The following is an 11820-nucleotide window of genomic DNA, read 5'->3' on the forward strand; positions in this document are numbered from 1 at the left end:
GTCTGGGGGTGCTTGTCAAGGCATCTTTCCCGCCTTGACAAGCACCCCCAGACCGTCGGCACAATCAGCTTCGGGGTGCCCCACCGCACCACCGACAAGCAATGTCCCCGCCAGGGCGACGAGCCGAACCCCCTCACTCAAGAAAACGCAGCAACATTCCCCTTAACCCACTCCGCAAAAGAAACCCCACCCCGCCCCAGCAACTCCTCAACCACCCCAGTAGGCACCTGCGGCCGCCGCACAGTCGCCTCGAAATTCTCCAGCAACCACGAAGCGACCCCCTCCGGATACCCAGCCCCGACCCACTCCGCGACCTGCTCCTCCGGCGTCAACTCCACAAACGGCACCGGCTTCCCCAGCACCTCCCCGATTACCGCAGCCATCTCCGCGAGCGAAATCCCCTCCGGCCCGCTCAACCCGTAAATCCGTCCCCCATGGCCCTCCGCAACCAGCACCCGCGCCGCCACCGCAGCGATATCCGCAAGGTCAATCGGCGTCTGAACAGCCCCGGGATAAGCCGACCGGACCTCCCCGCGCTCCCGAATCGACCCGGCCCACCCCAGCGAATTGAGCATAAAAGCCCCCGGCCGCAAAAACGTCCAGTCAAACCCAGCCGCCTCGACAGCCTTCTCCACCGCAGCGAACCCATGGCCGCTCGAAGCCGGATGCGTATCCCCCGCACTGGACCCGGACAACGCAACGACCCGCCGAATCCCGGCCTTCTGCGCCAATTCGCAAAACCGCGAAACCGTCCGCGCATAAGGCGCCAAATACACCGACTCGACCCCGCTCAACGCGGCAGGCAAGGTCGAAGGCTTGGCCAGCGACCCGACCACGACCTCGACACTCTCCGGCAACGCCGCCCGCTCCGGGTCCACCGTCAACGCCCGCACCGGCACCCCGCGCGCCACCAGCTCGTCGACCACCAGCCGCCCGACATTGCCGGTCGCACCCGTCACCAGAACCGTCATGCCCCACCTTCTCGTATGGCGTACGAACACAATGAGCGTACGGCATACGAGAAAGCCTCGCCAGTGAACCTGGGGAGCGGCCCCCACCGGGCCGTCAGGAGGTGATGGTCGGCAGCTCCGGCGCGGAGACGTCGTAGATCTTCCCCTGCTGCGTCAGCAGCGCGGCCAGCACCTTCGCCTTGCGATCGGTGTTCTCCGCGTTCCCCCACCGCACCGTCTTGCCGTCCGCCAGCGTGAACTCGACACTCGCCGGCGTCTGCGCGGTGACCGTCTTGGTCTGCTTCAGCAACTGCTCCGGCAGCACCCCGAGCACCGCGGTCACCGCGCGGGTGACCGGATCGTCCACCGACACCTTCGGCAATTTCAGCTCCGGCAACCCGACCGGCCGGGTCTTCACCGTCTTGAACACGACGCCGCCGCCGTCGACCAGGTGCACCCCGTCGCCGCCGGGACCGCTGTCGAAGAAGGCGATCGGGGTCCGTTCGGTCACCGCGATCTCGAGCGTCGTCGGCCACGACCGGGACACGTCGACCGTCGCGACGCCCGGCATCTGGGCCACCCGGTCGCGGATCGCGTCGACATCCGCGCGCAGCATCGGCTGCCCGGGCGGCACCGCGGCGGTCGCGCGGATCTGGTCGACCGACACCGTTTTCGCGCCCTGCACCTCGATCGTCTTGACCGAGAGCAGCGAGCTGAAGAACAGCAGATACCCCAGTGCCGCCAGGGTGACCACGGTCAGCAGGGCCACCCAGCGGCGGCGGATCTCCTGGCCCCGGGTGGGCCGGTTCTTCCGCGAGGCGGCCCGCGCCGCGCGTCCCGAACGCGCGGAGGTGCGGGCGCGCGTGCGCCGGCGTTCCTCCTCGGTCCGCCGCCCCCGTCGTTCCCGGGCCAGGGCAGCACGTTGCTCCTCGCCCGCACGAGGCGCGGGCGGGCGACGGCGCTGCCGGGTCCCGGTCATGCTCGGTCGGCCCTCCGGTCCAGCTCGGCCAGGATCTCCGGGCCCAGCTGCGTCACGTCGCCCGCTCCCATGGTGATCGCGAGGTCGCCCGGCCGGACGAGGTCGGCGACCAGACCGGCGGCCACGTCGAACGCGGGCTGGTAGTGAACCGGAACGGTCACCCGGTCGGCGATCAGCGCGCCGGTCACGCCCGGCACCGGCTCTTCGCGCGCGCCGAACACGTCGAGCACCACGACCTCGTCGGCCAGCGACAACGCCTCGGCGAACTCGGCGGCGAACGTCTGCGTGCGCGAGTACAGGTGCGGCTGGAACACCACGACGACCCGTCCGCTGCCCGCGGCCGTGCGCACCGCGCGCAGCTGCGCGGCCACCTCGGTCGGGTGGTGCGCGTAGTCGTCGTACACCCGCACGTCGCCCGCGCGGCCCTTGAACTCGAACCGGCGGCGCACCCCGCCGAACGCGGCGAGCCCGGCGGCCATGCCGTCCAGCGGCGCACCCAGTTCGAGTCCGGCGAGCAGCGCGGCGATCGCGTTGAGCGCCATGTGCTCCCCCGGCACCGCGACCCGCAGGTCGTGCTCTTCGCCGTCCAGCGCGATCCGCACGACGCCGCCGTCCGGCGCGGGCGTGTAGTCCAGGACGCGCACATCGCCTTCACTGGTAGCAGCACGGCCGTAGCGACGCACCCGCACGCCAGCCGCGGCCGCCTCGTCGCCGAGCAGGGCCGCGCCTTCGTCGTCGGCGCAGACGATCAGCAGCCCGCCCGGCTCGATCTGGCCGACGAAGTCGCTGAACACCTTCACGTACGCCTCGGCGGTGCCGTGGTGGTCGAGGTGGTCGGGCTCGACGTTCGTCACCACCGCCACCGACGGCGTGTAGGTGAGGAAGGAACCGTCGCTCTCGTCGGCCTCCGCGACGAACACGCCGCCCTCGCCGTGGTGCGCGTTGGCCCCGGATTCGTTGAGGTCGCCGCCGATCGCGAACGACGGGTCCAGCCGGCAGTTCTGCAGCGCCACGGTGAGCATCGACGTGGTCGACGTCTTGCCGTGCGTTCCCGCGATGCACGCGACGCGGTGCCCGGCCATCAGCCCGGCCAGCGCCTGCGCGCGGTGCAGCACCGGGATGCCGCGTTCGCGGGCCGCGGTGAGTTCCGGGTTGGTCTCCTTGATCGCGGTGGACACCACGACGGCCGACGGCGGTTCTGCCAGCTCGTCGAGGTTGTCCGCGGTCTGGCCGACGAACAGCGTCGCGCCCTGCGCGCGCAGCGAAAGCAGCGCACGCGATTCCTTGGCGTCCGACCCGGACACGGCCGCGCCGCGGGCGAGCAGGATCCGCGCGATGCCGGACATCCCGGCCCCGCCGATCCCGATCAGGTGCGCCCGGCGCAGCTGTGCGGGCAGTTCGGGCGTGTCAGGCACCGGCGGCCTCCAAAACGATGCGGGCGAGGGTCTCGTCGGCTTCGCGGTGGCCGAGCCCGACCGCGGCCGCGCTCATCGCGGCGACCCGGTCGGCGTCGGTCACCAGCGGGATCACCAGCTCGGCGACCTTCTCCGCGGTGAGGTCGGCGTCGGCGACCATCAGCGCCGCGCCGGCGTCGACCGCGGGCTGGGCGTTGACCGCCTGCTCGCCGTTGCCGTGCGGCAGCGGGACGAACACCGCGGGCAGCCCGACCGCGGACACCTCCGCCGCGGTCATCGCGCCGGACCGGCACACCACGACGTCCGCCGCGGCGTAGGCCAGGTCCATCCGCTCCAGGTACGGCACCGGCACGTACGCCGGGCGGCCGGGAAACTCTTGCACCACCAGGGAATTCTTCGGGCCGTGTGCGTGCAGGACGCCGACGCCGGCCTCGGCGAAGTCCTTGGCCGCGCCGGAAACCGCCGAGTTGATCGACGCCGCGCCCTGCGAACCGCCGAACACCAGCAGCGTCGGCGCGTCCGGGTCCAGCTCGAAATGCGCGCGCGCCTCGGCCCGCAGCGCGGCCCGGTCCAGCGACGTGATCGAGCGGCGCAGCGGAATGCCGACCACCTCGGCCTTCGGCAGCGGCGTGCCCGGCACCGCGACCGCGACGCGAGCGGCGAACCGGGCGCCGACCTTGTTGGCCAGCCCGGCCGACTTGTTCGCCTCGTGCACCACGATCGGCGTGCGGCCGCGCGCGGCGAGGTAGGCCGGCAGCGCGACGTAGCCGCCGAAGCCGACCACGACGTCCGCGTGGACCCGGTCCAGCACCTCGCGGGTGCGGCGGACCGCGTCGCGCACCTTCAGCGGCAGCCGGAGCAGCTCCGGCGTCGGCTTGCGCGGCATCGGGACCGGCGGGATCAGCTCCAGCGGGTACCCGCGCGCGGGCACGAGCTTGTTCTCCAGGCCGCGTTCCGTGCCGAGGGCGATCACCTCGGCGTCCGGGCGCAGCCGCTTCACGGCGTCCGCCAGCGCGAGCGCGGGCTCGATGTGCCCGGCGGTGCCCCCGCCGGCGACCACGACGACCGGCGCCCGGCCCGCGGCCGGCCGCTGCGTTCCCTTGACGGGCTTGCTCACCAATGACCTCTCCGGTTCGCGGTGCTCCGGGCACCGCGGTTCGCTGTAGTCCGCCGCGCCGACCGGCGGCGTTCCTGTGCCGGTGCGGGCCGGGCCGCACGCGGCGCCGGCCGGGCCGCCTTCGTCCCGTTCCCCGCCGCGCGCGTTCCCTTGCGGGCGGACGGCGGGCGGTACGGATCGGGCGCGGGCAGCCGCAGCAGGCGTCCGAATTTACCCGGCCCGTGCGAGCGCAGCGCGGCCACCGCCTCGGGTTCGTGCCGCGCGGCGTTGGCCAGCACGCCCATGATGAGCATGGTGATCACGAGCGACGTGCCGCCGTAGGAGATCAGCGGCAGCGTGACGCCGGTGACCGGCAGCAGCCCGACCACGTAGCCGATGTTGATGGCCGCCTGCGCGACGAGGAACACCGTCAGCGTGCCCGCGACGATCCGGATCCACGGGTCGATGTTGCGGGTGGCGATGCGCAGGCCGACCACGGCCACGCCGGCGAACAGCGCCAGCACGACCGCGCAGCCCACGAAGCCGAGTTCCTCGCCGATCAGCGCGAAGATGAAGTCGTTCTGCACGTTCGGCAGGTAGCCCCAGTTCGACGCGCCCTGCCCGAGCCCCTTGCCGAACAGCCCGCCGTCGGCGAGCGCCAGCTTGGCCTGGTTCGCCTGGAACCCCTCGGCCGAGGTGTCCGCGTCCGGCGACAGGAACGACATCACCCGGGCGAGCCGGTAGGGCGCGATGATCGCCAGCACCAGCACGCCGCTCAGGCCGCCGGCGAGGATCACCCCGAAGAGCCGTTTCGGCGCGCCGGCGAACCACAGCAGGCCGAGCAGCACCACCGCGAGCGTGATCGTGCCGCCGAGGTCGGGCTGCAGCATCACGAGCGCGAACATCAGCAGCGCCACCGGCACCACCGGGACCAGCAGATGCCGCCACTGGTGCAGCACGTTGTACTTGATCACCAGGATGTGCGCGCCCCAGAAGGCCAGCGCCACCTTCGCCGCCTCGACCGGCTGGAAGGTGAACACGCCGAGCTTGAACCAGCCCTGCGAGCCGTTCACCGTCGACCCCAGCGGCGTCAGCACCAGCATCAGCAGCCCGAGGCAGATCACCGTGATGGTCGCCGACATCCGGCGGATCCGCTCGAGCCGGACCCGCAGGCCGAGCCAGAACACGATCCCGCCGATCGCGACGAACATCAGGTGCCGGAAGAACAGCGAGTACACGCCGCTGCCGGTTTTCGGGTTGTAGGAGGCCACCGACGACGCCGACAGCACCATCACCGCGCCGATCACGGTGAGGACGCCGGTCAGCGCGAGGACCAGGTGGAACGACGCCAGCGGCCGGGACAGCCAAGCGGTCAGCGCGGTCCGGAGCGCGACGAACGGGCTGTCGTTGCGGACACGGCGCGGCCTGGCCTGCTTCTCGTCAACGACCGTCATCCGCCGCCCCCGCCGCGCCTTCCGCGAGAGCACGCACCGCGGCTTCGAACGCGTCGCCGCGCGCTCCGTAGCCCGAGAACATGTCCAGCGAGGCGGCGGCGGGCGCGAGAAGCACCACGTCACCAGGACGAGCCAGGGCGCTGGCCGCACTCACCGCCGCAGTCATGGGCTCATCGTCACCCGGAAGGAGGCGGTTGACCGGGACATCCGGCGCGTGTCGCGCAAGAGCGGCTTCGATCACGGGGGAATCGGCGCCCAGCAGCACAGCGGCGCGCAGCCGCCCGCCGACCGCGGCGACGAGTTCGTCGACCGATGCGCCCTTGAGCTGCCCGCCGGCGATCCAGACCACGCTTTCGTGCGCGAGCAGCGAGCCGAGCGCGGCGTGCGGGTTGGTGGCCTTCGAGTCGTTGACGTAGCGGACGCCGCCGACCTCGGCGACCTCCACCGCGCGGTGCGGCGCGGGCTCGTAGGCGCGCAGCCCCTTCCGCACCGCCGCCGGCGGCACCCCGTGCGCGCGGGCCAGCGCGGCCGCGGCGAGCGCGTTCGCGAGGTTGTGCGGCCCGGCCGGGCGGACGTCGGCGATCTCGGCCAGTTCCTCGGCGCTCGTGTCCGGGTCGGCACCGAAAGCGCGGTCCACCAGCAGGTCTTCGACCAGGCCCAGCTCTCCGGCGCGCGGGGTGTCGAGCACGAACCCGATCCGCCGGGCGCCGGCCGGGGCGTGTTCCTCGGCGATCCGCGTGGACCACGGGTCGTCGACGTTGTGCACGACGGCGCGCGACCGCTGGTGCACCCGGCCCTTCGCGGCGGCGTACTCCTCCATCGAGCCGTGCCAGTCGAGGTGGTCCTCGGCGAGGTTCAGCACCACCGAGGCGTCCGGCGCGATCGTGGACGACCAGTGCAGCTGGAAACTGGACAGTTCGACGGCCAGCACCTGATGCCCGCCGCGCACCGCGTCGAGCACCGGATAGCCGACGTTGCCGCAGGCCACCGCGTCCGCGCCGGCCGCGCGCAGGATCGACTCCAGCATCCCGACCGTGGTCGTCTTGCCGTTCGTGCCGGTGATCACCAGCCACGCGGGCGAATGCTCGCGCAGCCGGCCGATCCGCCAGGCCAGCTCGACGTCGCCGATCACCTCGATCCCCGCCTCGGCCGCCGCGACCAGCAGCGGAGACGTCGGCCGCCAGCCCGGGCTGGTCACCACGAGCGCGGTGTCCTCCGGCGGTGCGGCGAGGCCGGGCGCCAGCTCGGCGTCCAGGTCGTTCAGCTCGGCGAGCCGGTCGGCGTTGCCGTCGGTGACCGTGACCCGCGCGCCCAGCTCGCGCAGCACGGGAACGACCGATTTCCCGGTGACGCCCGCGCCCGCGACCAGAACGTGTTTGCCGTCAAGCTCCAAGGGTCAGCTCCCGAAGTTGAGCTGCTCGCTGTAGAACAGCCCGAGCCCGAACATGCAGCAGATCGCCGAGAGCAGCCAGAACCGGATGATCACCGTGGTTTCCGCCCACCCGGCGAGCTCGAAGTGGTGGTGGAAGGGCGCCATCCGGAACAGCCGCCGCCGCGTCGTGCGGAAGACCGCGATCTGCGTGACCACCGAGATCATCTCGACCATGAACAGGCCGCCGATGACGATGGCGAGCAGCTCGGTGCGGGTCGTCATGGACAGCCCGGCGACGAGACCGCCGAGGGCGAGCGACCCGGTGTCGCCCATGAAGATCTTCGCCGGGGCGGCGTTCCACCACAGGAACCCGATGCAGGCCCCGGTGGCCGCGGCCGCGACGACGGCGAGGTCGAGCGGGTCGCGCACGTCGTAGCAGGCCGGGAGCGGCTGGGTCGAGCAGGAAAGCCGGGCCTGCCAGAACGAGATGACGACGTACGTCGCGAGCACCATCGCCGCCGCGCCGCCGGCCAGGCCGTCGAGGCCGTCGGTGAAGTTCACCGCGTTCGACCAGCCGGAGATGACGATGTAGCAGAAGATCACGAACACGACCGACGGGAACGTGATCAGCGCCAGGTCGCGGACGTAGGACAGGCTCTGCGACGCCGGGGTGAGCCCGTGCGAGTCGGCGAACTGCAGCGACAGCACCGCGAAGAGGACGGTGACCACGAGCTGGCCGACCAGCTTCGCGGTCTTGTTCAGCCCGAGGTTGCGCTGCTTGCGGATCTTGATGAAGTCGTCGAGGAAGCCGACCACGCCGAGCCCGACGGCGAGCATCAGCACCAGGAGGCCGGACGCCGACGGCGCCGCCGAACGCGAGTTGCTGATCCAGGTGATCAGGTGCGCGACGAAATAGCCGACGACCATCGCGATGATGATCGCGACGCCGCCCATGGTCGGCGTGCCGCGCTTCGACTTGTGCCCCTGCGGGCCTTCCTCGCGGATCTCCTGGCCGAAGCCCTGCCGCGAGAAAACCCGGATGAGGTAGGGCGTGAGCAGGATCGAGACCAGCAGACCCGCCGCGGCCGCGATCATGATGTTGATCACGCGTGACCACCGTTCGAGCGTTCGGAGGAGGAAGAGTCGGTCCCGGCTTCCGGATCGGCCAGCAGCGCTTCGGCCACCCGCCAGAGACCGGCGGCCTTGGACGCCTTGACCAGCACCACGTCCCCGGGACGGAGCTGATCATGCAGCACGGCGACCGCGGCCTCGACATCGGGTACCAGCACCGACTCCTCGCCCCAGGAACCCTCCTGCAGCGCGCCCTGGTGCATGGCGGACGCGTCCTGGCCGACCACGACGAGCTTCTCGATGTTGAGCCGGACCACGAGCCGCCCGATCGCGTCGTGCGCGGTCACCGAGTCCTCGCCCAGCTCGCCCATCACGCCGAGGACCGCCCAGGCGCGGCGACCGGAGCGGGTCATCGAGGCCAGCGCCTTCAGCCCGGCCCGGACCGATTCGGGGTTGGCGTTGTACGAGTCGTTGAGGATCGTGACGCCGTCCGCGCGGGTGACGACCTCCATCCGGCGCTCCGAGCGCCGCTGCAGCGACGAAAGCCGCTGCGCGATTTCCTCGGTGCTCGCGCCCAGTTCGCGCGCGATGGCGGCGGCCGACAGCGCGTTGCCGACGTGGTGCTCGCCGTGCAGCGGCAGCGTCACCGGGGCCTCGCCCTCGGGCGTGATCAGCCGGAACGACGGCCGGGCCTGTTCGTCGACCGTGATGTCGGCGGCCCGGACCTGCGCCCCGGCCGACTCCCCCACGCCGACGATCCGGGCCTTCGTGCGGCTCGCCATGGCGGCGACCAGCGGATCGTCGAGGTTCAGCACTGCCAGGCCGTCTTCCGGCAGCGCCTCGACCAGTTCGCCCTTGGCCTTCGCGATGCCCTCGCGCGAGCCGAACTCGCCGACGTGCGCGCTGCCGACGTTGAGCACCGCGCCGATCCGCGGCGGCGTCGTCTCGGCGGCAGCGGCGATGTGCCCGATCCCGCGCGCGGACATCTCCAGCACGAGGAACTTGGTCGACGCGTCGGCGCGCAGCGCGGTCCACGGGTGGCCGAGCTCGCTGTTGAACGACCCGGGCGGCGCGACCGTCGGGCCCATCGGCTCGACCAGCTGCGCGATGACGTCCTTGGTCGAGGTCTTGCCGGACGAGCCGGTGACGCCGATGACGGTCAGCCCGCCCGCGGCCAGCCGGTCGACGACGTGCCGGGCCAGCTTGGCGAGCGCCGCCAGCACGGCGGCGCCGGAGCCGTCGGTGTCGCCGGTCAGCGCGACCGACCCGGCGTTGCCCTGCCCCGGCGGCAGCGGCGGCACGACGATCGCCGGTGCGTCGACCTCGCGCGCGGCCAGCACGCCGACCGCGCCGGCCTCGACCGCTTGCGCGGCGAAATCGTGCCCGTCGACGCGTTGGCCGGGCAGGGCGAGGAACAGCCCGCCGGGACCGAGCTCGCGGGTGTCGAATTCGACGCTCCCGGTCACGACAGCGGATCCGTCCGTGCGGTGCAGCCGGCCGCCGACGACGTCGGCGATCTCGGCCAGGCTCAGCTCGATCACGCGGTCACCTCGAGACGCTTGCGGATGGCGGCCTCCAGTTCGTCCCGGTCGGAGAACGGGTGCACGACACCCTGGACCTCCTGGCCGGTCTCGTGGCCCTTGCCTGCGATCAGGACGATGTCCCCCGCCCGGGCGAGCGACACCGCGTGCGCGATCGCCTCGCGCCGGTCGCCGATCTCCAGCACCTCGCCGCCCGCCGCGGGCCCGACGGCGCGGGCCCCGGCCAGCATCGCGGCGCGGATCGCGGCCGGATCTTCCGAACGCGGGTTGTCGTCGGTCACGATCAGTACGTCGCTGCGCCGGACCGCGGCCTCGCCCATCATCGGGCGCTTCGCGGTGTCGCGGTCGCCGCCGCAGCCGAGCACGGTGATGATGCGGCCTTCGGTGCGGGCGCGCAGGGCGTCGAGGCCCTGGGCCACCGCGGCCGGTTTGTGCGCGTAGTCGACCACGGCGGTGAAGTCCTGGCCGAGGTACACCCGCTCCATCCGGCCGGGCACCTCCACCGCGGCGAGGCCGGCGACGATGTCGTCGGCGTCGATGCCGGCGCTGTCCAGGATCGCCGCGGCGAGCACCGCGTTGGCGACGTTGAACGTGCCGGGCAGCGGGATCTTCGCGGCGCGGGTGAGCCCGTCCGGCCCGAGCAGCGTGAAGGTCTGCTCCCCGGCCGGGGTCGCCTCGATGTCGGCGGCCCGCCACAGGGCGTCGGCCCCGGCTTCGATCGAGACGGTCACCGTCTGCGGAGTGAGCAGCGCCTGTCCCCACGCGCTGTCGACCACGACGACCTCGGTGGTCGACCGGCCGTCGAACAGCAGGGACTTGGCGGCGAAGTACTCCTCCATGTCCTTGTGGAAGTCGAGGTGGTCCTGCGACAGGTTGGTGAACGCGCCCACCGCGAACCGGGTGCCGTTGACCCGGCCGAGCGCCAGCGCGTGGCTGGACACCTCCATCGGCACGTGCGTGACGCCGCGCTCCAGCATCACCGCGAGCAGCGCCTGCAGGTCCGGGGCCTCCGGCGTGGTGAACCCGCTGGCGAGGCGCTCGCCGGCGATCCGGGTCTCGACCGTGCCGATCAGGCCGGTGATGCGCCCGGCGGCGCGCAGGCCCGAGTCGACCAGATAGGAGGTGGTGGTCTTGCCGGAGGTGCCGGTGACGCCGAGCACGGACAGGTTCAGCGACGGCTCTCCGTAGATCCACGCGGCGATCTCGCCGAGCGCGGCGCGCGGGTCCGGGTGCACGAGGACCGGCACCTGCGCGTCGCGCAGCGCGGGCCGGTCGGCTCCGCTCGGGTCGGTCAGGACGGCCGCGGCGCCGGCGGCGAGCGCCTGCTCGCTGAAGTCGGCTCCGTGCGCGCGGGCTCCGGGGAGGCCGGCGAACAGGTCACCCGGAAGCACGTGCTGCGCACGCAGCGTGGTGCCGGTGACGGTGAGGTCGGCGGCCTCGGGGCGGTCGGCGATGAGCCGGGCTCCCGCACGGGCGAGCAGAGTGGCCAGCGGGACCGGGTCGATCCGGGCCGGGCGGGGCGGCGCGGCGGCCGCCTTGGCCGGGCTGTCCGGCAGCGACGCGGCAGCGGGCCCGCTTCGGGGCTGGGACGAGGACACGGACACGCGGGAGAGGTTACCGAGGCCGGATCCGGGTGACCCAACGCGGTACGGCGAACGCGCGCGACCGCCGCGGATATGCTAGGTGGGGCGGTCAAGATCGTTGCGGCGCAACCCTTTCCCCGGCGACGCACCGGCCCGTGTGGACGAAGAACGGGCCGAACCCCGGTCCTGCCCCGGCTCAGTCCCTTTTACGGCCGCCGGCGACCGGCCGCCGGACGCGGTCGAGTGGAACAGCGGACCAGCGAAATGCCCGGCAGGCAGCGAAGACACCGCAGCGGCGGTGGCAGAAGCGGGGCGGGGGGGGGGGGGGCGCCGGCAGATCGGGAGAGGGGCGGGGGGGG

General features: G+C 72.5%; 9 protein-coding genes. All 9 read right to left on the bottom strand.

Going from position 1 to position 11820, the window contains the following annotated elements:
• Positions 1-137: 137 nt before the first annotated feature.
• The 9 genes from H5411_RS43795 to H5411_RS43835 all read right to left on the bottom strand — a co-directional run bounded on the left by H5411_RS43795 (position 138) and on the right by H5411_RS43835 (position 11434).
• Positions 138-971 carry an NAD(P)H-binding protein gene (locus tag H5411_RS43795; RefSeq protein ID WP_183127594.1) on the bottom strand — a complete coding sequence of 278 codons (834 nt, stop codon included), beginning with the start codon at positions 969-971 and terminating at the stop codon, positions 138-140.
• Between the two features lie 94 nt (positions 972-1065).
• Positions 1066-1929 carry a cell division protein FtsQ/DivIB gene (locus H5411_RS43800; RefSeq protein WP_183127596.1) on the bottom strand — a complete coding sequence of 288 codons (864 nt, stop codon included), beginning with the start codon at positions 1927-1929 and terminating at the stop codon, positions 1066-1068.
• Positions 1926-3344, bottom strand: coding sequence for a UDP-N-acetylmuramate--L-alanine ligase (gene murC, locus H5411_RS43805; RefSeq protein ID WP_183127598.1), 1419 nt, complete (start codon positions 3342-3344; stop codon positions 1926-1928). Before murC ends, H5411_RS43800 begins: the two co-directional genes overlap by 4 nt.
• On the bottom strand, positions 3337-4461 hold the full coding sequence (murG, locus tag H5411_RS43810; protein WP_101439099.1) for an undecaprenyldiphospho-muramoylpentapeptide beta-N-acetylglucosaminyltransferase: 1125 nt from the start codon (positions 4459-4461) through the stop codon (positions 3337-3339). Before murG ends, murC begins: the two co-directional genes overlap by 8 nt.
• On the bottom strand, positions 4458-5894 hold the full coding sequence (gene ftsW / locus H5411_RS43815; protein WP_101441230.1) for a putative lipid II flippase FtsW: 1437 nt from the start codon (positions 5892-5894) through the stop codon (positions 4458-4460). Before ftsW ends, murG begins: the two co-directional genes overlap by 4 nt.
• Entirely contained in the window at positions 5881-7287 is a 1407-nt protein-coding gene (gene murD, locus H5411_RS43820) for a UDP-N-acetylmuramoyl-L-alanine--D-glutamate ligase (protein ID WP_183127599.1), read from the bottom strand. The genes ftsW and murD overlap by 14 nt, the downstream gene beginning before the upstream one ends.
• Positions 7288-7290: 3 nt before the next feature.
• Positions 7291-8373: a phospho-N-acetylmuramoyl-pentapeptide-transferase gene (gene mraY, locus H5411_RS43825; protein WP_101439097.1), complete on the bottom strand. Its 1083-nt coding sequence runs from the start codon at positions 8371-8373 to the stop codon at positions 7291-7293.
• Complete coding sequence (locus H5411_RS43830) at positions 8370-9878, bottom strand: UDP-N-acetylmuramoyl-tripeptide--D-alanyl-D-alanine ligase (protein ID WP_183127601.1); 1509 nt, start codon at positions 9876-9878, stop codon at positions 8370-8372. Before H5411_RS43830 ends, mraY begins: the two co-directional genes overlap by 4 nt.
• The gene (locus tag H5411_RS43835) at positions 9875-11434 is read right to left on the bottom strand and encodes a UDP-N-acetylmuramoyl-L-alanyl-D-glutamate--2,6-diaminopimelate ligase (RefSeq protein ID WP_183127603.1); all 1560 of its coding nucleotides are present in this window, start codon (positions 11432-11434) and stop codon (positions 9875-9877) included. The genes H5411_RS43830 and H5411_RS43835 overlap by 4 nt, the downstream gene beginning before the upstream one ends.
• Between the last annotated feature and the right edge of the window lie 386 nt (positions 11435-11820).

The sequence above is a fragment of the Amycolatopsis echigonensis genome, assembly GCF_014174495.1.
In the GTDB taxonomy this organism is placed as follows: domain Bacteria; phylum Actinomycetota; class Actinomycetes; order Mycobacteriales; family Pseudonocardiaceae; genus Amycolatopsis; species Amycolatopsis echigonensis.